This window comes from Sulfurospirillum diekertiae (genome assembly GCF_002309535.1).
GTDB classification, from domain to species: domain Bacteria; phylum Campylobacterota; class Campylobacteria; order Campylobacterales; family Sulfurospirillaceae; genus Sulfurospirillum; species Sulfurospirillum diekertiae.
The window spans coordinates 1,544,095-1,565,616 of the sequence record NZ_CP023275.1; the positions used below are offsets into that span (position 1 = coordinate 1,544,095).

A 21,522-nucleotide genomic window follows, 5' to 3' on the forward strand; every position below is an offset into this window, starting at 1 on the left:
TATAAAAATATCGTGCAGATTATAGCGAAAATTCAACTGTTTTCTGAAGTTTTCTTTTAATTTTCCAAATAAATTTATTCTAACCAAGGAGCTTCACGGTAAACGATTTTAAAGAGAGGATTTTTCAAGGTATTTTCAAGAATGTGAGCAAATTCTAAAATACCACGGTAGCCCACATAATGCTTTTCTTTTTCTCTTTCTATATTGAGAAAGGGGATTTTTGTTTGAACTGCAGCATAAACATTCTCACTGTTAGTAATTAAAAGATCGATCTTCTCTTCTTTAATCATATCCATTTGCTCATTTTCTGGCTCATACATAAACATTCCTTTGCCAAAAAGAAGGCGAATCGCTTGTTCTTTATCATCCTCCGTTATATTTTCAATAGAGGTTGCCACAACATGCATATCTAAATCTCGCAAAAGAGGAATATACGCCCACGATAGCATTCCTTGCAGATTGATAAGAACTTTTTTTCCATACAAACTCTCTTTAAAAATCTCTAATTGCTCTGCCAATTTTTTTTCTTCACAGGCAATGACATTTTGTGTATGGCGACTCAGTTTTCCATCATTAAAGACTTCAGCAATGGTACGTAACGCATCGGATGTGGCATATTTTCCAAAGAAAGAGACCTGAACCCAAGGAATGTCACATATTTCTTCCATTTTTCGTGCCATGGTTGCGAGTGGTTTGGCAGAAATCACAATATTGAGTTTGGCTTTATGCGCAGACAAGATAGGTTCAATAGACTTGCCACTACCAAAGGTAGATATAACCCGTAAACCTATACTCTCAATCAAAGCACAATAGGTTTTCATCTCTTCAGAACTGGCATCACAGCTGAGTAAATTTACATCATACGCTGTTTCTTTTGCAAGCTCTTCAAGCCCTATAAGATGTTCGCAAAGTGTCATACTTGCAATGCGCGCACCAAAATTACTCGCACCTAAAAAACCAGCCGCTAAAATAGGAACCATTATGACACCAAGTTCATGCTGCTTCTGTTGTGCAATGACATCTATATCTTCACCAATGAGCGAAGTAACACACGTTATATAGATAAAAACAACTTTAGGTTGGCAAAGAGTGACAATATGATCCAGTTGTAGCTTCAGTTTTGAAGCGCCACCAAAGATAATATCATTGAGGTCTAGGTTACTGCAAAAATAGTTTGAATGTTTTGGGTGGGAAGATTTTTCAATGGATGTAGTCGTAAAGCACGTTGAAGATGAATAGATCAGATGCGCACAATCTTCATAGGAACTTAAAAACTTAAAGGCTCCCTCTAAAGCACAATCACTGATGGATGATCCAGGATGAAGTCTTTCACAAATATTTTTTTTCTCTTTATCGCCGCTATGCGAACATGAAGACTCATTATAAAGCTCCTTAATTGAAAAAAAACGTGACATCAGATTTCCTTTAATCGTTCATTACTCCAGATATTCTTGCATGCAAATTTCATATTTTTGAATTTTATAGCCTATTTGGCGATTGGTTATACCCAATTTTTTGGCTGCTTTTAGTTTAATGCCACCCGATTCTCGTAACACTCTGATAATGGCTTGTCGCTCCAACTCTTCCAAATCTGCCTTAGTTTCAACTTCTTTAGTCGAAATTTTAGTCTTTGCGGGAAGCACAGAGAGAATGACCTGAGCATTTACATGTAAAGAGGGGGCAAGGAGAACAATACGTTCCATACTGTTTTCAAGCTCTCTAATATTACCCGGCCATGTGTACTCTTTAAGCATCATTTGGGCATCAGGTAACAAAGTACGCTCTTTGCCATGGCGCCTGCAAAAACGCTCCAAAAAATAGCACGCAAGTAAGATGATGTCATCCCCTCGATCACGCAAAGGAGGGGAGTGAATGGGAATGACATTGAGTCTGTAAAAAAGATCTTCTCTAAAACTTCCTTGGCGTACCATCTCTTTAATATCACGGTTCGTTGCCGCTACGATGCGCACATCGACTTTAATCGTCTTAGTGCCACCAAGCCTTTCAAACTCTTGCTCTTGTAAGACTCTGAGCAGTTTTGCTTGAAGGCTCAGACTGAGATCTCCGACCTCATCCAAAAAAAGAGTTCCTTCATTTGCCAGTTCAAAACGACCTTTACGCATCTCTTTGGCATCGGTAAAAGCTCCTCTCTCATGCCCAAAAAGCTCTGTTTCCAAAAGATTTTCAGGAATGGCGGCACAGTTGAGCTTGATGTAAGGCTTTTCTTTACGATGACTGTAATTATGAATAGCTTTTGCAATAAGCTCTTTGCCCGTTCCCGTCTCGCCACTGATAAAAATCGTTGAATTGGTGCAAGCAACCTTACCGATAATCTCTAAGACATGTTGAATAACCGTGCTATGACCGATGATTTCATTTTGTTTTAAAATTTCCTCTTTGTAGTAGAGTTTTTCTTCTTTCAGACGCTTTTTTTCATCATTGATCGTCTGATAGATTTGCTGCGATTGCGCCATCAGTGAAGCCGTAATCGTTAAAATAGTCACCATCTCCTCAATATTACAGAGTGACTGTTGCGTTAAACTCACGCCCAAAACACCAAAAAGTTTATTTTGCGAAAGGGCGGGTATAGCGAGGTAAGAAATTTCACTCTTTTTTAAACTACAACTTTTATTGAGAAAGAGAATATTTTGATGGATATTTTCAATCACAACAGGCTCTAAAAATTGAGCACATAGCCCCGTTGCACCTTCACCCACTTTGTATGTCGCTAAAACTTCTTGTCGTTTACTCAAGCCCACAGAGCTTAACACTTCAAGTTCATTGTTTTCATCATTCAGTGCATAATAGATGCTTTTATCCATATAAAAATGTCTTTTAAGAAGGCTAAGTGTCTTTTCAAACGCTATTTCGATGCCAAGTTCACTCCCTTTGAGGGCGAGTGCAATTTCGTATAAAACTCTGAGCTCTTGATAGCGTGGGCAATCCTGAATGGGGCTGATGCAAATCGTATCCACTGTATATCTCCTCAGATGGGATGAATATCACTCAAACATAGTATAGTTATTTATACTACGTTATTTTACTGCTAAGTTCTAGCCTCATTCGTGCAAAAATGCCTCATTATTAAACAATTCACTCTCTTGCGCTATATTTTCTTTAGCGGTAAGCGCTGTTGGTACAATTTTATAAACAGAGACCGCTTTACCATCATGGGTAGAGCGATACTTTTCAATCAAACTTCCTGCTAATTGGTGTTTATAATAGTGCGGTGTGTATTTATCGAGTAATTTTTGAAGCACTAAGGCTGATTCTTCCGTATCCGTTAATTTTTGAGCTTTTCCAAAGATCATCACACTGCGATACGCAGTATCGGCATGGCAAGGAACGGGATCGACTACAGTGCCGTATTCATGAAAGAGAGTAAAACAGACCGAAGGCTTTTGAAGTAAAAGCCTCTCTTTTTTACCACTTCCCATACCATGAAAGTAAATTGAGCCCTTATACCATACGAAATTGACAGGTACGGCATACGGTATATTTTGATCATCCACCATTGACACAACACCCACACGTGTCTCATTTAAAAATGCTTCTATGATTGATTCATCAGTACAGACTCTTTTGGTATAACGTATTGTATGCATAGTTTTTCCTTGAAAAAAGAGAGGATTTCACATTTACATGTAAAGGTGAAATCCTCTTGATTGATTACCAAACGTTGAGCAACCACTCTTTATTTCGTTTGTATTCCATATCACGAAAGAGGGTATTGGCAATCTCTTCCGCAAGCCAAATTGCACCCGCATAGCCTACAACGGGATGACGGTAAAGACCCGCTCGATCAAACGTTGGGAAGCCCACACGTACCATGGGGACATTATTGTCAATGGAGGTAAATCTGCCTTTGGAGTGTCCCATGATAAGATCAAGCTTTAAGCCTTTGTTCTTGATGCGATCTTCAAGCTCCCAAAGGTCTGCATTGGTGATGATTTCCATATCAAAATCCACTTTGGATTGAAGATTTTTGATGCGTGCATCTTTTTTGTACCCTGAGTTATCATCGCCCAAAAGTAGCAGTACAGGTTTCATCTCCATATCAATGCAAAACTCTGCCAAACCAATGACAAGGTCAGCATTACCGTAAATCGCCACACGTTTGTCCGCTAAGAACATATGCGCCAGATCGGTGATCGCATCTATGGCAATACCACGCTCTTTGACCAACGCTTCAGGAATTGGCTTACCCGTCAGCTCTTTGAGATTTTGCAAGAAGGTATCAGTGTTGCGAATGCCAATGGGAGTGGGGCCTACAATAGAAGGAATTTGGAATGTTTTTTCCAAATATTTCGCCGCTTTCCCCCCTTCGTAGCGATTAAGTGCAATCGTACCAATGGCATCACCGGTACTGATCATATCTTCCACCGTCGTATCGCCATGAGAGACTTCACATTGGCCACTTGGCATAAGGGGTGAGTCAAAACTCTCGATCTCAAACAGAACCGTCGCATCAATCTCCATCATTTTTAAAAGGTGTTTAAGCGCAGTGACATCGCCAGGGTTCACCCAACCCGTGATCAGATTGATCTTGCCATTGGGTGTATCCGTTTTCTTTGCAAACGCTTTGAGCATCGACTCAACGGCAACATCATACCCACTGACCATACTGCCTTTAAAGCTGGGCGTATGAACAGGTACAAGATGCACTTCACGCCCTTCGTATTTGTCTTTTAAAAGTCCGTTATTGAGCTTGGTGATGACACCTTCAATATCATCGCCTATGATCTCCGTCGAACAGGTCGTAATGATCGGGATGACTTTAATATCAGGGTAACGCATCAAAAGGACATCGACGGCGGTTTCAACCCTTCCTGTTGCTCCAAAAACGGCACTGTCTTCATGCAACGAAGACGAGGCAATGTCAAAGTTATCTTTGAAATGTTGCGCAAACAGCATCCGCACAAACATAACGCACCCTTGTCCACCATGAACGATGGCAATACAATCTTTGATGCCAATACTGACGTATTGTGCGCCACACGGCTGACATGTAAAGATCGGGTTGATAATACCCGTACGATCTTTTGCTCTGAGTTCACATGACATGTTTTATCCTTTGTTAGTATCGAGCAACTGTCAGCTCTTTGTTGAGCGAACCGCTAATCGTGACGTAGTCAATACGTTCTTTAAGCTTCTCCATCAGCACCTTGATACTCTCTTTATCCATCTGCGCAAACCAAGCAAAACGTGCTCTAAAGGCTTCGGCTAAAGAAAGTGCATCGACCCAGTAACAACGATCTTCTGGTGTCTCTTTTGCCACTTCTTCATCACAAAGGAGCTGTTTTGCTTTGCTTAAAACGCCTTCATTTTGCCTCTCTCGATCCCACGATCTTGAGTGAAACTGCCAAAGACAATGTTTCATAATGTAATCTTCCATTTGTGCAATCCTGACATTTTGCATCGATTTGGCTTGCATATTCACTTTTTCATCACTCATCTTCTCTCCTTTAAACAGCTGCTGGCTCGTGATTACGAGACAATTCAGGATCATAAACTTTGTTCCTAAGCTTCGTAACACAATCAAAATCACCGGTGTAAGGTCGCTCACCCTCCACATTAGCCTCTTCGGAAGTGAGTTTAACATCTGAGATCATTTGACGTGTCATAAAACCTTTATCGGTTGCAATCAAATCTTTGCTGATATCAATGCCAGAGAGTTGATGAATAGGCGAGTAAACGGCGTTGTAAATGTCTCTTGCAAAACGTACCCACCCCTCATACCCCTTGTAGGGTCCATTATGATAGGCATGCGCATTGAGGTATTGCACGCGGCGTTTTTTAGCGACTTCACCCGGACGCATACCGGTAAAGATGACATCAGGTTTAAGTGTATCCATTGCCTCAATACCTTCAAGTTCATTAGGATCATCAATGGCAAGCGTTTCTGGTTGGCATCTTGCGATGCCTTTTTCCATATCACCTTGGTGTCCAAATTTGGTGTACAACGAGACCACTTCAACGCCCATCTCTTCATGAATGACATTTGCCCAATGCCACAGTTTTGAACCTCCCGGCCACAAGCAGACTTTCACGCCCGTCAAACGTTTTTTATACCAATCAAGCTCAGGTTTCCACCGTGCCGTCTCTTCATCAATAATCGCTTGTGCACGATCTTCCAGACCGAAGAAACGTGCCACTTTCATCAATGAATCCGAAAGCGGCTCAAACCCAAATCCATCAATATCGAGGCGTGGAATGCCATATTTCACACGCAGTTCATTACAAATATACTCAGCCGACCTCGCACATTCAAGCACATTTAAATGCGCCCCATGCATGCTACGAAGTTCATCGTACGAACCATTACCTGTAAAGCTTGAGAGCACTTGAATGCCCATGCGCTTAAAGTAATCACACATCACTTCACAATCGCCTTGAATGTTATAATCGCCCACATAGTTGATCACATAATCACTCGTGATCTTTGGCTCAACGGTGCCTACTTTATCATTAATCCACGCAATGTTAATTTTATGGTGACCTCCCGATTGACTAGGTCCTGCAAAGCCTGGAGAGTTACAGACAAAGATGTCTTTATCGGGCATCTCTTTAATCACTTCTCTAGCAATCGCTTCCATATCATCCCCAATCAATGCTGATGCACAGGTTTGATACACCGTCATTCGGTTAATTTCAGGATGCGCCTTAAACGCTTCAATGATGTTTTTTTTGAGCAAATCACCGCCACCGAAAACAACATGGGACTCTTTCATGTCAGTGGCATAAGTGTATTTGAGTTGGAAGTTGTCATTGTCGCTGATGTAGCGTTTGGTATGCCAAGTGTCATACGTACACCCCACAGGGCCATGACTCATGTGAATCGCGTCTTTCATCGGAGTACCAATAACATGCTTGGCTCCACAATACGCACACCCTCGCTCCGAAATGGTTCCAGGGATGGTAAGAAGATGTCCTTCAGGAAGGCAAGAGGTTAAATCCTCTCCTTCACCTTTGATCACAACATGTGCTTTTCGCTCAGGAATGCACTTACTACTTTCAAATTCATGATGTGGCATAGCGGGGTTCTCCTTTTAGTGTAGTCAATCATCCTTGCACTCACTGCACAGAATATTCCCAAGATTTAAGAAGTGAGAAAATGGCTATTTAAGGACTTTTTGAGCATATGGAGAAGAAATAATTATGGATGTTTATACAAAATTGTAAAGTAACATGTTTACAAAACAGTAAAATGTAAAGCTTACATGTAAAAAAGATGAGGAGCAATAAAACGTTTAGAGAAGGGGAACGAGAAGAGTAAACAAACGGGAAAGTTTACTCTTTAACAGATTCCAAATAGCATTTATAAATGGCTTCGAGTTCGTCATCTTTAATTTTAAGATCTTTATTGGTGGTGAGCACCGCCTCTTCTAAAATCTTAATACGTTTAAACATATAGATGAAAAGCTCTTTGTTAATATCGGGAATTTTATTGTGTGCCATGGGGTTTTTATCACGCCCTTTGTCGATAATCCGTGCAGGAACGCCTACTGCTGTGGAATCATTGGGAATACTTTTGACCACAACGGAGTTGGAACCAATACGGCAATTCTCACCGATGATAATATCACCCAAGATTTTAGCACCCGAACCAATAACCGTATGATTGCCAATCGTAGGGTGGCGTTTCACACCACGATCCAAACTGACACCACCGAGTGTAACCCCTTGGTAAATCAAAACATCATCTCCCACAATCGCTGTCTCACCGATGACTACCCCAAAGGCATGATCTAAAAAGACACGGCGACCAATCGTGCTAGCAGGGTGAATGTCAATGTTGGTAATAATCTGTGAAATGCCCATAATAGCGCGAGCAAGGGTACGAAACTCTTTTACATGTAAAGCATGTGCGATGCGATAATTTGCTAAAGCCCATACACCTGGGTAATTAAAAAAAAGCTCTATTTTAGAGTTTATGGCTGGGTCATGCAGAATCGGTTGGGAAAAATCTTCTTTAATTTTTTCCCACAAGGAGACAGAGTTCATTGCGCATTATCCTCATTGTTGATCGTCTTAAGATAGCCGTTGTCATTTAAGAAAAGATAGATCTCACCTAAGATGTGTTTTTTCTCTTTTTCACTGATGTTGTCTGAAGCCTCAATACGATCATTGAGATTTTCTTGAACCTCTTTGATATCATAATCAAGATCTTCTAAAATATCACTAATACTTTGGGATTCAAGCATATTTTCAATTTTATAGCTATCATCGTCAATGACAATAGTAGCTTCTGTTGGATGAGTAAAAAGGTTGTGTTTCATACCCAATACTTCTTGATAAGCGCCCACTAAGAAAAAGCCTAGGAAATAGTCACGATTTTTAATGTCTACATCGTGTAAAAAGAGGGGGGTTTCCGTATTAAACCCTATCTCGCCATCGCTATCACACGTAATATCCCACAAAGAAGCGGAACGTGTCGGTACTTCATCCAAACGATCGAGTGGCATAACAGGAAAAGTCTGACCAATACCCCAAAAATCGGGTAAACTCTGAAAGAGTGAAAAGTTGACTAAGTAACGCTCTTGCACACGATCTTGAATGTCTAAAATCTCACTGAGTTTTTTATCAGCTACTAAACCAACCGCTTTTTTGATGATAAGATTGACCAAAATCTCCGTATTGGAACGATCTTGAAGGTCAATGTAACCCAAATCAAAGAGTGTCAATAAAGATTCCATATGGTCGATGCTATCGTGTAAAAATTCGAGTGCATTCTTACGGTTCATTGTGCCTAAAAGGTCGTACAGCTCTTGAACAAGGGGAGGGTTAACCTCTTTTGGTCGAAGCTTTAGATCGGTGTATTCTTGGGAGAAAAGCTCTAAAACTGGGGCAACCAATACGGCATGATGCGCCGCTACAAAACGACCGGATTCGATGAAGATGTCCGGTTCATGAACCCCTTTTTGCGTCGCAATATCTTTGAGCAGATACACAACGTCGTTAGCATATTCGCTTAAGGTATAGTTTTTATGAAGCGTTGTTTTGTGTTGGGAGTACTCAACCGCCAAACCACCACCCAAATTGATCGCACGAAGATGGGTTGCACCCATACGACAGAGTTCCGCGTAAATATTTCCCGCCTCGCGAAGTGCTTTTTTCAAAGGAGCAATGTCGGTGATTTGAGAGCCTATATGAAAGTGAATCATCGTAAACTTATCGAGCAGATCAGCATCACGAATCATATTAACCGCTTCAAGAAGCTCTGTGGAAGTCAAGCCAAATTTGGAATTAATACCACCACTCTTTGCCCAAATACCAATGCCTGAGCTATGAAGACGAATACGAAGACCAATGTTAGGTACACACCCAAAACGATCTTTGGCAATAGAAATGATACTCTCAAGCTCATTCAAGCCTTCAATCGTTAATGTAATGTCATGACCCATCTCTTCAGCAATAAAGCCCAAAGAGATCATCTCATTGTCTTTAAACCCATTGACCGTAATAGGCGAGTCTGGATTGTTGTAGGCCATCGCTAAAATAAGTTCCGCTTTACTACCAGCCTCGAGCCCATAGTGATACTTTTGTCCTAGTGAGACAAGATTTTTAACAAAATTAGGAAACTGATTGACCTTAAGAGGATAGACCGCGCTAAATTTTCCCTCATAATTAAACTCTCTTTTCGCATCAGCAAAACTTTTGTAAATCATACGGATCTGCTTCTGAATCAGATGAGGAAATCTTAAAAGAATAGGACCACGGATACCATCTTTTCGTATCTCTTGAATAATCTCTATTAAAGAAGGCTCGCAGCCTGTGTTAACTTTTACTTTACCATCTTCGATAAAAAAGTTATCGTTCCCCCATGTTTTAATGCCGTAGTCCAATGTCTTGCTCCTTAAAAATGCGCAATATTAATAGTTTTTTCTTCTTTACTCACAAGGTCTTTGATCCAAATAGTCTGCTTTGCAAGCTCATCTTCACCGATACATACACAAAATTTCACAAAGTTTTTATCCGCGATTTTAAGATGATTTTTAAGCGATTTTGCATTATAGTCGGTGAGAACTTTGTCTGTTTTTCGTTTGCGATCCACCAATTCAAAAACAACGTCTATCGCCTCATCACACAATGCACCGATATAATATCCCTCACGTTCGATTTCTGGCATTTTTACCAGTTCCATTAAACGCTCAATGCCCATTGCAAAACCAACAGCAGGTGTTGATTTTCCTTCCAGAAACTCAACCAGACGATCATAACGTCCACCACCAGCGATAGCACTTTGTGCACCAATGTCATTGCTCACAAATTCAAAGGCAGTTTTGGAGTAATAATCAAGTCCACGAACCAGTTTTGGATTGACCACATAAGCCACGTCAAATTGATCTAAGATACGTTTTAATGTTGTAAAATCATCTTTACATGTAACGCACAAATGCTCTGTTATCAGTGGTGCATCTGCAAGCAATGTTTGACAGTGTTCGTTTTTACAATCCAACACACGAATAGGGTTGGTAAGCTTTCGTCTTTCACAATCTTCGCATAACCCTTCACGTGTCTCTAAAAATTTGACCAGTGTTGTGCGATACTGTGGCATACAAGCAGGGCACCCCAATGAGTTAATTTCCAGGGTAAAACCAATGCCAAGTGCTTCAAACATTGCTTTAAGCATTAAAATAATCGTTGCATCTTCTCGAACATCGCCTTCGCCAAAACTCTCCGCGCCAAACTGATGAAATTGTCGTAGACGTCCTTTTTGAGGTCTCTCATAACGAAACATGGGGCCATGATAAAAGAAGCGTCTGTTGCCACCTGCTTTATCAAATTTTTGTTGAATAAAAGCTCTTACAATACCTGCAGTGCCTTCAGGGCGCAAACAGACATCATTTTCACCTTTGTCGATAAATTGATACATCTCTTTACCAACAATATCGCTGCTTTCACCTACACTGCGTTTAAAAAGCGCTGTTTCTTCTAAAATCGGCGTTTCCATAAACGAAAAACCATAATTTTGCGCAATACGAGTGCATGTCGCAATAATATATTGATAAATTTCACTTTGTGGGGATAGTGTATCTTTCATTCCACGTAATGCATTAATCATTTAAAAATTCCTCGATTTGTTTATAAATTGTTTCTATTTCGTGCGAAGCATCCACCTCTAAAACCTGAATTGGTAAGGTTTTAACAACGCGACGCATTATATCTTGAATCTGTAACAAATAGCTTACACCACGTTCCTCAATGGCATCATGAACTTTAGCACTTAGCCTCGTTTTTATCAGTGTTTCATTGGTTAAAAAAAGCACCATTTTTTCAGGATAATTCTCTTCAAGAGCTAAACGGTTCATTTGGAGTAAAAACTCACCATCAACCTCACAATGGTTGGCACATGCATAGGCAATTCCTGATAAAAAACCACGATCACTAATCACTAAACGCTCATTGCGTACAGGCTTCACAACAGTATCATAATGCAATGCGCGATCCGCTAAAAACAAAAAAAGTTCTGCATTAAAAGAGCCTTTCAGCGCTCCACCCAACAACATTTCTCGAAGTTTAATTCCTGTAGGTGTTCCACCGGGTTCTTTTGTCGCTAAAACATTATGATTTCTTTGAGCAAATAATGCCACTTGGGTGCTTTTCCCCGTCGTATCAATACCTTCAAAAATCACATACATGTAAATCTACTTTGTAAATAAGGTAAAACCATTGGCGGAACGAGATGAGAAACATCCCCTCCATGTTTTACAATGGATCGAACGACAGATGAGCTAATAAATGCATTTTTAAGACTTGGCATCAAATAAACCGTCTCAATTTCACTCCACAATGACGCATTCGCATAACCCATTTGGAGTTCAAATTCAAAATCACTCACCGCCCTAAGACCACGTATCATCACACGAATATTTTTCTCTTTGGAAAAACTCACCAACAGATTATCAAAAGGTTCAACTTCAACACCATCCATATCTTTAATGGCAGCTTGCACCATTTCAACACGGGTGTTTATGTCAAAAACAGGGTGTTTCTCTTCAGAGAGGGCTACTGCGACTAAGACTTTGTCAAAAAGCTTTTTAGCACGCTTGATGACATCCATGTGCCCATTGGTAATAGGATCAAATGTCCCTGGATAGATGGCTACTCTCATGCTCCCTCCCAACGTTGAAAAAGATTGTGTTCAATTTCTAAAAGATCAAACCATTTGCCAATGAGAAAATGCTCCATCTCTTCAAGACTTGAAGCCTTTGCATAATAACCAAGCACAGGAGGTGCAATATGTATGCCAAGCATCGAGAGTTTAAACATATTTTCTAATGCAATGGCCGAAAATGGCATCTCGCGAGGAGCGAGCAGAAGAGGGCGTTTTTCTTTGATCATCACAGAAGCCGTGCGTGTGAGAAGGTTGTCGGCAATACCATGAGTTATCTTGGCAAGTGTATTCATACTACAAGGAATAATCGCCATAGCATCACATTTAAAAGAGCCAGAAGCCGTCACAGCTCCAATATTTTCATCATCAAGTAAAACCGTATTGGATTCTTTAGCAAAAACCATTTTGGCATGCTCAGAGATAATAACATACTTTTCAATGTCAGAAGGAAGTGCTTTCAGAAAAGAGAGACCAAGTTCAACACCACTGGCACCACTAATGCCTACAATGATGCGCTTCATTCGAGAATTACCGCTTCTTTAGATGATACAATTTTTGCATTCAAAATTTTGCCTTGTTCTGTTTTAATCTTAACAACATCTCCAATATCAGCATCTTCTACAAGCGTCGCTGGAACTTCTATCACGAGTCCGCCATCTTTCAATAGGGCTCTTATACTATCTTTTTTTGAGAGAGTTTTCCTCACATCAAAATGATAATCTGCTATAACTTGTCCCTCTTTAATGCTAGTTTTTGTCATAGCATTTTGTGGTATTTCATTTAGAACGGCTCTTGAAGGAATGCCTTCTAAACTCATCCAAATGCTTTCGTAGTCATCGTTTGTGAGGATTTTACCGTTAAGCAAATTACGTTTTGCTTTAAATACAAGCATCTTAGCGTTCATTTCATAAGAAAAATAGAGTTTTTTTTCTCTGTTTCCTACTTTAAAAATTGCGACAAATGAACCACTGTTTTTTTTGAGTGTATTTTCAGGAATGTGCACGTCAACCAACTGATAACGTTTAAAATCCGCAGGCAGTGAAGATTTGGTCGAAATACGCGGTTTTTCATCAATAAGTACCGAAGGAGAAGCTTCTTGAAATTTTTTCAAAAAAGCATCTTCAATTGCGTCTACCTTTCCCATTAATGTACAATTACGTTTAAAAACAACGACGCCTTCACTGCTATCAATGACAGTCACATTACGATCTGTCAGAGCAGAAACAAGAACGTTGGAGTTAATCGAATACTGCATGCGATCTTTTGGGATTTGGACTAAAACAGAGTCATCTTTGCCTTGATAGCCAAAAAATGAAGCTTTAAGCTCATCGTGTTCAATACAATATGTTTTGTCAATATAAATTGGTTCGGATGAAAAAAGGGAAGATACAAAAAGAAGTAAAAATAAAATGGAGCGGGAAACGAGGTTCGAACTCGCGACCCCGACCTTGGCAAGGTCGTGCTCTACCACTGAGCTATTCCCGCAAAACGGACGGAATTCTACCAAAAAAAACCCTTTATGTCAATCTATTTGGACTACAATTGTAGCACAAATAGATTTTAAAGGGCTTAGAGAGCAATGTTATACCTTAAAAATAGTGATCTCTTTTTCTAGTTCTGCTGTTGAGAGATTGAGGTTCGTTGAGACACTCATTAAATTATCAGCAATCTTTTTATTCTCGTGAGCAAGACCGGTTGCTGCTTCCACTCCTTGCGTGAGATTATCAATCTCCTTGCTAATACTGAGCGCCTTTTCATAGGCTACATTAGTAATCTCTAAACTTTTTGAAGTCTTTTCTTTTGTTTCATTTGCCATAGATGAAATTTTAATGGCATCTTCATTGAGATGAACCACTTTTTGGCTATTTTCTTTGATATTTTCACTAGCACTTGATACACTTTGAACCACAACACTAATGGTGACATCAATTTCAGAAAGTGATTTTTGGGTACGCTCTGCAAGCTTTCTCACTTCATCTGCCACGACAGCAAAACCACGTCCATGTTCACCTGCACGGGCTGCTTCTATAGCTGCGTTCAGTGCTAAAAGGTTCGTTTGATCGGCAATATCTTTGATCATATCAAGTACAGAACGAATCTGGGTTGTCTGCTCTGCCAAATCATGCATCTGAGAGGAAATATGTTGTTCATCTTGACTAACACTATTAATGCTTTCGACGATTTGATCCAATGTTTTAATCATTTCATCGAGCATGACATAATCTTCCTTCATATACGTTGCTGATGTCTCAGAAATATCTCGTGATTCTTGTAATTCACGATTAATTTTAGAGGTAAGTTTTTTAACATTTTCCACAATACGATCTTGATCTTCAGCAAGATTATTAATTTTTTGAGAAGAATTTTGCACATTTTTATTGATTTCAGAGTTGGTTGTCATCGTTAGTTTAGCTTTGATCAAGGCTTGCTGAAGCGTTGAAAGGAGTGTATTAAGATTTTCACTAATATGCCCAATTTCATCATGGTTAAGGACTTCCAAAGGACGGTTCAATGCCAAATCTTGCGTGATGTCAGAGAGATGATCTCCAATACGCCCAATTCGCTTGACAATATAACGGCTAATAGATAGAAGAAGGCTAGAGGTAATCGCTAAAATCGCTAATGAAATAGCAATGACTAAATAAAGATTTTGTTTAAGCTTAGTACTAATTTCAACACTAATATCTTTCACTCTTTGATTGGTAAATTTTGAGATATTATCAAAACGCTGTGATATATATTTACAGTCAGCCTCAATTTCAACCGCCATATCGCCTATATCTTCACGATTATCTTTGACATACAATGCATAGATACGTTGATATTGTGGTGCTATTTTTTGACTATAACGATCATAGGCTTCGTTAAGGTTCTGTTTTAGGGTAGGATCGGAATAAAAATCACTTTTAAGCGCTTTATCAAAAAACTCTTTCATGTTTTTTTCAATCATCGGAATATGATCTTTTGCCTGACCAGTAGGAAGAAATTCACTGGTCACATGAATAAGATCATTGAGAACCATTTCAAAAGTGCTACGTGCTGCTGTAATTTCACTATCGGGAACTACATTTTTTTCATAAATCGTTTCTAAAGAGTTTTTACCAATAACACTAGAGTTAATGCTCACATAAGCAAGAATAATCAAACCAAGAACGGTAACAAACGAGATAAAAAGAAGCTTTGTCGAGATTCTAATTTCAGTAAACATCACATACCTTTATTTGGAGCATTTCCTTATTTTCATAGCTGCATGATAGCCAAAAAATATTTAAAAGGTCAAGTTTTTTAAACTATTTTTATAAATAAAAAATATTAAAACTAAATAATCAGAATAACAAAAGTTTGATCTCTTCTCCCGCTTCTACTTGTGTTGTTGTCTCATCACTGATCCAAAGCGCATTACTGTTTACAAGGGGTTTAACCATGCCGGAACCGTATCTATTACCATCAAATGCATAAAAAGCTCCCTCATCGTATGTGCCCAAGACAAGGTTTATACGACCTGATTTAACTTTAAAAGGCTCACTGTTTTGTGCATAGATCACTTCAAAATTAAACTTTTTTTGACCTTGGAATTTTTTGAGTACAGGAATAAGAAACAAAAAAGCATTGACATAGGCAGCCAAGGGATTTCCTGGCATAGAAGCGACAATCGTTTCTCCCATCTTGCCCATCATTGTCGGTTTTCCTGGTTTGATGTTAATACCATGAAAGGAAGCTTTAAAACCATTTATGAGCAGTGCCCGTTCCACAAAATCCGCTTCGCCCATACTGACGCCGCCACTGGTCACTAAAACATCATACTGTTTCATTTGTGCAAAATAGGCGGTTGCGGCTTCTAAATTATCGGGGATAACACCGCAATACTGCGCGGCGAAACCATGTTCGCGCAAAAGTGCCATCAAAGAGAGCGCATTGATGTCGTAAATTTCATCTTCACTTGCGGTTTCCCAAGGAGATTTGAGCTCATCACCTGTCGAAAAAACAGCGATAGCAAGCTTTTTATAGACTTCAACCATACTAATACCCTGTGAGGCAAGCAAAGCAATATCACGTGAGCTTAAGCACGTTCCTTCGCTGAGTAAAAGAGCCCCAACGCGTTCTTCTTCGCCTTTGAGACGAAGAGCATTGCCTTTTTTCACATTGGGCGAGAGAATAATTTTATGTTCATCGTATAAAAGACAATCCTCAAACGGGATGATGGTATCGGCATCATCAGGGACTTTGGCTCCTGTCATGATTTTATAGCACTCATTTTCGCCTAAACTTGGTTCAACCACATTGCCCGCTAAAATCGTTGTTTTAATCAAGAGTTCGCTGAGCCCTTCTTGGTATTTAAAAGCAAACCCATCCAAGGCTGCATTGTTGTAAGAAGGGAGATTTTTTTTACATGTAATATCTTTGGCAAGTGTTCGCCCAAGAGCTTCAAAGACGCTAACCCATACACAATAAGGTTTGGTCGATACGAGATCTTGACTTAGCGCGACTGCCTCATCAAAACTAACCACTTGCCCTTTATTCATTGCTTACTCCTCAAGTCTTTCAATATGCGCACCTAAGTGTGAGAATTTACCTTCAAGATCTTCATAACCACGATCAAGGTGATAGATTCGGTGAATTTTGGTTGTTCCCTCTGCCACAAGTGCCGCTAAAATAAGCGCTGAACTTGCGCGAAGATCGGTTGCCATAACATCGGCAGCATTCAGTTTAGCTTTTCCCTCAACGGTGGCACTATGACCTTTAAGCTTAATGTTTGCCCCCATACGCGACAGTTCACTCACGTGCATAAAACGGTTTTCAAACAGGCGCTCATCAATAATACTCGTGCCTTTTGCTTGCGTACACAGTGCCATGAATTGCGCTTGAAGATCCGTTGGAAAACCTGGATACTCGGTTGTTTCAATGTCAGAAGGTAGAATTTTTTCACACGGATGAATGGTGAGAGTATCGTCTTTTTCATCGACCTTAAAACCCATCTGCTGAAGCTTCAAAATAACCGCATCCAAATGTCTAGGATTAACTTTTTTCAATGTGATTTTTGAGTTTGTAATAGCACCTGCGCACAAATAAGTACCAGCTTCAATACGATCAGGAATGACACGAAAATCTTGAATATCTAAGAGCTTTCCACCACTACCTTGGATGATCAATTTTGAAGTTCCAATACCTTCAATACTCACACCAGATTCAGCTAAAACTTCGCACAATTGCACCACTTCTGGCTCTTTGGCAACATTAACCAGTGTCGTTACGCCATGCGCAAGTGCTGCTGCCATGATGATATTTTCACTACCTGTCACTGTCACTTTATCAAAACTGATTGTTGTCCCTTTAAGCCCTTTAGGTGCTTTGGCCAAAACATACCCTTGTTTGATTTCAATGACAGCACCCATTTTTTCTAACGCTTTTAAGTGCAGATCAATCGGGCGCTGACCAATAGCACATCCACCCGGAAGGGAGACTTCACAGTGACCAAAACGCGCTAAGAGTGGCCCTAGTGTTAAGATAGAAGCACGCATTTTACGTACAATGTCATAATTGGCACAGGCGGAATTAACCGTTGAAGCATCCACTTCAACAATATTTTTTTCTTTACATGTAAAGGTTGCACCTAAATTTGTAAGCAGTTGCAACAGTGTTTTCACATCGGCAACTTGAGGCATATTTGAAATTGTAATAGGTCGTTTTGAGAGGAGTGTTAACGCTAAAAGGGGAAGCGCGGCATTTTTTGCCCCAGAAATTGAGACAGAACCACTTAATTTTTGTTTCCCTTTGATCGCCAAATAATACATCATTCATTGTTTCCTTTTAAAAGATTCAGTTATTGTAGTTAAAAAATGATTAAAATTCCTATGAATTTGGGTAGAATTTGAATTACTATGATTGTGAGGAATTCGGATGCTTTTAGAACAGTTTTTGCATGAAACACGCTATCAATCTATTGCTCATCTCTATTTTGACGAAGTAAAATTAACCATTTTGGATCGCGTTAAAAAAGAACATACCTCTTTTCAATCGTTTGATCTGACCAAAGAGATCAAATTTGCCCCTGTTGCTGACATACTTTTCATTGAAATAGGCGATGGAAATAAAGACAAACTCAAACTCCTTGTCAGCCTTTTTGCCAAACGTAAACCAATTATTGCCTATCTTTTTGCCGATGATGTGGAGAATAGACTCCTACTCAAATTTGCATTGCATTTTGGGATTACCGATGTTTTACCGCTTAAAAATGAAGAAAATCTCCTCTTTTCAATCTTTTCCAAAAGTCCCAATAAACTCGACGACAAACTTTTCACGTTTCAAAAAATTGAACTTGAGAAAAAAATTGAACATTTTTTCCCTTTTTTAGTATTTCAAGGCGAAACCCTAACGTATGCGAATGCCAAAGCAAAAATGCTTTATGAAACCAATGATCTGATGGCACTTCAAACAAAACTGAACCGTGACGAGGAGTTATGTGAAGCCCTGAAAGAAGATGGAGATGCACAAGGAAGTATTGTCATTGAAACAGCTTCTGCTGCAAAAGAGATCTATCTTTGTGTCATCAAATCTTTTCCACAAAGTAGCGAAAAAATTGTCACCCTCATCAATTATGAGCCTGAAAATGAGCCTAAAAACTGCTCTTCTATCATGAATCGTTTTGATTTTGTCGATAAACTCAAAGATCGTCTTGCACAACAAAGTGTTACACAAACGCCTATTTCTCTTATTTTTATTAATATTTCCAATCTGGATAAACTGAGCAAAACATTTACCAGCACAACACTCTATGATGCGTTCAAAAATTTGATGCTTCAACTCTTTAAACTCAAAGAAGAGGGGCAAGAACTTATCCAATGGAGTCCTAATCTTTATATTTTAATGGGTGAAAAAGAGACTTTTGAACACGCTTGCGATCAAACACGGTATATTCAACAAGAGCTTATTTCAGCGACTGCCAATGAAAAAATAACACCGATTATCCTCTCCTCAGCCTTCCAGATCGAAATGGATGATCTTAACGAAGTCATTGATTACATTGAAAAAATCAATACCAAAAATCTCTTGCCACATGATATTGAAAAAATAAAATATTATGAGCTTGATTACCTTGATAATGTTATTGAAGAACAAGAGCAAATTTCTTATTTGATGCACAACTGTGTTAATAATAAAATTCCTATCAAACTGCTCAATATCTACAAAGGTTTGTGCATTAACACCAATTCAGCCATCATAAAAATAGCCCAAGACAGCTACCAAATGAGCTGCGAAAACCTTCAAGGCTACGCAATGCAACTCGAAGGAGAAACCGTCCTTCAAGCGCCCAATTTTCCAAAAGACATCAAAGCTGAAATCTCTTTGGTTGATATTAAACGCTCACTGGTCATCATTAAAAATCTCAAGTTTTTAGCCTCAAGCGCCAACAACAGGCAACATACGCGTGTTCAGACTAACGTACGAACACCTGTTCTCATCAAATACGCCCATCGCTCTTCCGCGCAAGGCGAGATTATCGACATCTCCGTTAATTCTATCGCGATGAAAGTCACCAAATCTTTCCGCGAAGAAGAGATGATGAGTCAATATGTACGACTCAATTTTTCACTCCCATGCGAAGAGGGTGAAAATGGATATGTCATCATGGATATTGAGGCAAAAGTAACCTATATAGGGCACACCGATGAATATACAAAAATTGTTGTCTCTCTCGAAAACCTGCCAAAACCTTATGATGACTATTTGCTTCGTTACATGTACACGCGTCAAAAAGAGCTTATTTCAGAGATCAGAAGAGCAACCAAAGCGTATAACTAGGCTTTACATGTAAAGATTTTTAAACATAGGAAAAACATGAAAATTATGATTATTGGAAATGGTTTTGATTTAAATTTAGGACTAAAAACCAGTTACTCAGATTTTATTTCAAGTGATTTTTTTAAATCTTTAGTAGCAGAGAATAATTCATTAGCAGTCTATTTAGCGAAACAAAATGAACTCAATAACTGGGTTGATATTGAACAAGAAATAACAAAATATTCTACGCAAGTTCAAGCTCAAGATACAGAAGTTGAAAATGACTTTGAAGCATTAAAAACTGCGTTAATGGCTTATTTGAAGGAAGCTCAAGAAGGAGAAATAAACCACGAATCTAAAGCATTTCAAATGATGAGAAATGAAATTGCAACAACAGATAAAATATATAATTTTAACTATACTAATTCTATTTTTAGAGTTGCAGAGATGCTAAAGATCGATATAGCAGTAAAAAGAAAACATTTTTATATTCACGGATCAATTGAAAACAAAGATATTATTTTTGGTGTTGAAGATACTGCAAAAGTCCATAAAAAGCATAAATTTTTCAAAAAATCTCATAACGAGAACTTTGGCAAATCAGACATTATGAACTTCCTTAATATGAATAACGATTTAGTTGTATTTGGACATTCTTTTGGAATAACAGATAGCTCCTATTTTGCAGATTATATTCATGAACTATCTATCATAAAAAATAAAGAAAATCCTGAATTGAAATTTTTTCATTATGGAAAACAAGGTTATAAAGAGCTTATGGCAATGCTTGATGAATATACTTTTGATAACGTATCAAAATTTAAAACTTATATCAACCTTATTACATGTGATTCATCAAAAAACAATTGACCTTTTTTCAAAGATGGTTAATGATACTCGCATTATATGCCGCTCCAAAGCCATTGTCGATGTTGACAACACTCACACCGCTCGCACAGCTATTAAGCATGGAAAGAAGTGCAGCCACACCTCCAAAGCTGGCACCGTAACCTACGCTGGTAGGAACAGCGATGACGGGTTTATCAACTAAGCCACCAATGACACTCGCAAGTGCACCTTCCATTCCAGCGATGACAATAACCACTTTAGCATTTTGGATATCATCTAGGTGAGCAAACAAACGGTGAATCCCCGCCACGCCGACATCAACAATTTTTTTGACATGGTTGCCTAAAATACGTGCTGTCTCGTAGGCTTCTTCCACCACATAAAGATCCGATGTTCCAGCAGCTATGATGGCGATGTAACTCTCTGGTGGCGTCATGATTTCTCGCTCAATGGTGATGGTTCGACCCATCACATTGTACTTTGCCTCAGGGGCAATGCCAAGAACGGCTTCATAGGCTTTTTCATTGGTGCGTGTAATGAGAATGTTATTGTCACGATCAAGAAGTTTTTGCGTAATTTGAGCAATCTGCTCGGGTGTTTTACTCTCACCATAGATGACTTCAGGATACCCCAAACGAATGCCACGGTGATGATCTATTTTTGCAAAATCCAACTCTTCAAACGGTTCTGCTTTGATCTTTTTGAGTGCATCTTTAATGCTCACATCACCCTTTTTAACCGCTTCTAAAAGCTTTTCTATTCCTTGTCCACACATA

18 protein-coding genes, 1 tRNA gene and 1 pseudogene are annotated in these 21,522 nt (G+C 39.2%); 2 read left to right on the forward strand and 18 right to left on the reverse strand.

What is annotated here, in order from left to right; genetic code table 11:
* Positions 1 to 74 precede the first annotated feature (74 nt).
* From SJPD1_RS08030 to murA, 17 genes and pseudogenes are all read right to left on the reverse strand, one after another.
* Entirely contained in the window at positions 75 to 1,415 is a 1,341-nt protein-coding gene (locus SJPD1_RS08030; protein ID WP_096046692.1) for a nitrogenase component 1, read from the reverse strand.
* 21 nt (positions 1,416 to 1,436) lie between these two features.
* Complete coding sequence (locus tag SJPD1_RS08035) at positions 1,437 to 2,975, reverse strand: sigma-54-dependent Fis family transcriptional regulator (protein ID WP_096046693.1); 1,539 nt, start codon at positions 2,973 to 2,975, stop codon at positions 1,437 to 1,439.
* An 84-nt stretch (positions 2,976 to 3,059) separates the two neighbouring features.
* Positions 3,060 to 3,605 carry a pyridoxamine 5'-phosphate oxidase family protein gene (locus tag SJPD1_RS08040; protein WP_096046694.1) on the reverse strand — a complete coding sequence of 182 codons (546 nt, stop codon included), beginning with the start codon at positions 3,603 to 3,605 and terminating at the stop codon, positions 3,060 to 3,062.
* A gap of 64 nt (positions 3,606 to 3,669) precedes the next feature.
* Positions 3,670 to 5,064, reverse strand: coding sequence for a Fe-only nitrogenase subunit beta (anfK, locus tag SJPD1_RS08045; RefSeq protein ID WP_096046695.1), 1,395 nt, complete (start codon positions 5,062 to 5,064; stop codon positions 3,670 to 3,672).
* A 13-nt stretch (positions 5,065 to 5,077) separates the two neighbouring features.
* Positions 5,078 to 5,455, reverse strand: coding sequence for a Fe-only nitrogenase subunit delta (anfG, locus tag SJPD1_RS08050; protein WP_210394347.1), 378 nt, complete (start codon positions 5,453 to 5,455; stop codon positions 5,078 to 5,080).
* A gap of 10 nt (positions 5,456 to 5,465) precedes the next feature.
* Positions 5,466 to 7,034: a nitrogenase iron-iron protein, alpha chain gene (anfD, locus tag SJPD1_RS08055; RefSeq protein WP_096046696.1), complete on the reverse strand. Its 1,569-nt coding sequence runs from the start codon at positions 7,032 to 7,034 to the stop codon at positions 5,466 to 5,468.
* A gap of 256 nt (positions 7,035 to 7,290) precedes the next feature.
* Positions 7,291 to 8,004 carry a serine O-acetyltransferase gene (cysE, locus tag SJPD1_RS08060; RefSeq protein ID WP_096046697.1) on the reverse strand — a complete coding sequence of 238 codons (714 nt, stop codon included), beginning with the start codon at positions 8,002 to 8,004 and terminating at the stop codon, positions 7,291 to 7,293.
* Positions 8,001 to 9,845 (reverse strand): biosynthetic arginine decarboxylase, encoded by a 1,845-nt coding sequence (gene speA, locus SJPD1_RS08065; protein ID WP_096046698.1) that lies wholly within the window; start codon positions 9,843 to 9,845, stop codon positions 8,001 to 8,003. The genes cysE and speA overlap by 4 nt, the downstream gene beginning before the upstream one ends.
* Positions 9,846 to 9,856: 11 nt before the next feature.
* Positions 9,857 to 11,065 carry a histidine--tRNA ligase gene (gene hisS, locus SJPD1_RS08070; protein ID WP_096046699.1) on the reverse strand — a complete coding sequence of 403 codons (1,209 nt, stop codon included), beginning with the start codon at positions 11,063 to 11,065 and terminating at the stop codon, positions 9,857 to 9,859.
* Positions 11,058 to 11,642 (reverse strand): dTMP kinase, encoded by a 585-nt coding sequence (gene tmk / locus SJPD1_RS08075; protein ID WP_087438710.1) that lies wholly within the window; start codon positions 11,640 to 11,642, stop codon positions 11,058 to 11,060. The genes hisS and tmk overlap by 8 nt, the downstream gene beginning before the upstream one ends.
* Positions 11,633 to 12,115: a pantetheine-phosphate adenylyltransferase gene (gene coaD / locus SJPD1_RS08080; protein ID WP_096046700.1), complete on the reverse strand. Its 483-nt coding sequence runs from the start codon at positions 12,113 to 12,115 to the stop codon at positions 11,633 to 11,635. Before coaD ends, tmk begins: the two co-directional genes overlap by 10 nt.
* Positions 12,112 to 12,639 carry a UbiX family flavin prenyltransferase gene (locus SJPD1_RS08085; protein ID WP_096046701.1) on the reverse strand — a complete coding sequence of 176 codons (528 nt, stop codon included), beginning with the start codon at positions 12,637 to 12,639 and terminating at the stop codon, positions 12,112 to 12,114. Before SJPD1_RS08085 ends, coaD begins: the two co-directional genes overlap by 4 nt.
* The gene (flgA, locus tag SJPD1_RS08090) at positions 12,636 to 13,373 is read right to left on the reverse strand and encodes a flagellar basal body P-ring formation chaperone FlgA (protein ID WP_096046702.1); all 738 of its coding nucleotides are present in this window, start codon (positions 13,371 to 13,373) and stop codon (positions 12,636 to 12,638) included. Before flgA ends, SJPD1_RS08085 begins: the two co-directional genes overlap by 4 nt.
* Before the next feature lie 155 nt (positions 13,374 to 13,528).
* Positions 13,529 to 13,603, reverse strand: a tRNA-Gly gene (locus tag SJPD1_RS08095).
* A 277-nt stretch (positions 13,604 to 13,880) separates the two neighbouring features.
* A pseudogene (locus tag SJPD1_RS14975) lies at positions 13,881 to 14,642 on the reverse strand (methyl-accepting chemotaxis protein); the annotation flags it as partial.
* Between the two features lie 802 nt (positions 14,643 to 15,444).
* Positions 15,445 to 16,641, reverse strand: coding sequence for a molybdopterin molybdotransferase MoeA (locus tag SJPD1_RS08105; RefSeq protein WP_096046704.1), 1,197 nt, complete (start codon positions 16,639 to 16,641; stop codon positions 15,445 to 15,447).
* A gap of 3 nt (positions 16,642 to 16,644) precedes the next feature.
* Positions 16,645 to 17,913 (reverse strand): UDP-N-acetylglucosamine 1-carboxyvinyltransferase, encoded by a 1,269-nt coding sequence (murA, locus tag SJPD1_RS08110; protein ID WP_096046705.1) that lies wholly within the window; start codon positions 17,911 to 17,913, stop codon positions 16,645 to 16,647.
* A gap of 103 nt (positions 17,914 to 18,016) precedes the next feature.
* On the opposite strand from murA, the gene SJPD1_RS08115 reads away from it, so the two are divergent.
* Positions 18,017 to 19,918, forward strand: a complete 1,902-nt coding sequence (locus SJPD1_RS08115; RefSeq protein ID WP_096046706.1) for a PilZ domain-containing protein — start codon at positions 18,017 to 18,019, stop codon at positions 19,916 to 19,918.
* A gap of 36 nt (positions 19,919 to 19,954) precedes the next feature.
* Positions 19,955 to 20,767: an AbiH family protein gene (locus tag SJPD1_RS08120; RefSeq protein WP_096046707.1), complete on the forward strand. Its 813-nt coding sequence runs from the start codon at positions 19,955 to 19,957 to the stop codon at positions 20,765 to 20,767.
* A 7-nt stretch (positions 20,768 to 20,774) separates the two neighbouring features.
* Here SJPD1_RS08120 and larB read toward each other — a convergent pair whose 3' ends face one another.
* Entirely contained in the window at positions 20,775 to 21,521 is a 747-nt protein-coding gene (larB, locus tag SJPD1_RS08125) for a nickel pincer cofactor biosynthesis protein LarB (protein WP_096046708.1), read from the reverse strand.
* Position 21,522: the final 1 nt, after the last annotated feature.

Excerpts from the sequence above, each read along its gene's own strand:
- SJPD1_RS08030 (WP_096046692.1), bottom strand. The coding sequence starts at position 1,415 with ATGTCACGTTTTTTTTCAATTAAGGAGCTTTATAATGAGTCTTCATGT.
- SJPD1_RS08040 (WP_096046694.1), bottom strand. The coding sequence starts at position 3,605 with ATGCATACAATACGTTATACCAAAAGAGTCTGTACTGATGAATCAATC.
- anfK (WP_096046695.1), bottom strand. The coding sequence starts at position 5,064 with ATGTCATGTGAACTCAGAGCAAAAGATCGTACGGGTATTATCAACCCG.
- anfG (WP_210394347.1), bottom strand. The coding sequence starts at position 5,455 with ATGAGTGATGAAAAAGTGAATATGCAAGCCAAATCGATGCAAAATGTC.
- anfD (WP_096046696.1), bottom strand. The coding sequence starts at position 7,034 with ATGCCACATCATGAATTTGAAAGTAGTAAGTGCATTCCTGAGCGAAAA.
- cysE (WP_096046697.1), bottom strand. The coding sequence starts at position 8,004 with ATGAACTCTGTCTCCTTGTGGGAAAAAATTAAAGAAGATTTTTCCCAA.
- hisS (WP_096046699.1), bottom strand. The coding sequence starts at position 11,065 with ATGATTAATGCATTACGTGGAATGAAAGATACACTATCCCCACAAAGT.
- tmk (WP_087438710.1), bottom strand. The coding sequence starts at position 11,642 with ATGTATGTGATTTTTGAAGGTATTGATACGACGGGGAAAAGCACCCAA.
- coaD (WP_096046700.1), bottom strand. The coding sequence starts at position 12,115 with ATGAGAGTAGCCATCTATCCAGGGACATTTGATCCTATTACCAATGGG.
- SJPD1_RS08085 (WP_096046701.1), bottom strand. The coding sequence starts at position 12,639 with ATGAAGCGCATCATTGTAGGCATTAGTGGTGCCAGTGGTGTTGAACTT.
- flgA (WP_096046702.1), bottom strand. The coding sequence starts at position 13,373 with ATGCAGTATTCGATTAACTCCAACGTTCTTGTTTCTGCTCTGACAGAT.
- SJPD1_RS08105 (WP_096046704.1), bottom strand. The coding sequence starts at position 16,641 with ATGAATAAAGGGCAAGTGGTTAGTTTTGATGAGGCAGTCGCGCTAAGT.
- murA (WP_096046705.1), bottom strand. The coding sequence starts at position 17,913 with ATGATGTATTATTTGGCGATCAAAGGGAAACAAAAATTAAGTGGTTCT.
- SJPD1_RS08115 (WP_096046706.1), top strand. The coding sequence starts at position 18,017 with ATGCTTTTAGAACAGTTTTTGCATGAAACACGCTATCAATCTATTGCT.
- SJPD1_RS08120 (WP_096046707.1), top strand. The coding sequence starts at position 19,955 with ATGAAAATTATGATTATTGGAAATGGTTTTGATTTAAATTTAGGACTA.
- larB (WP_096046708.1), bottom strand. The coding sequence starts at position 21,521 with ATGTGTGGACAAGGAATAGAAAAGCTTTTAGAAGCGGTTAAAAAGGGT.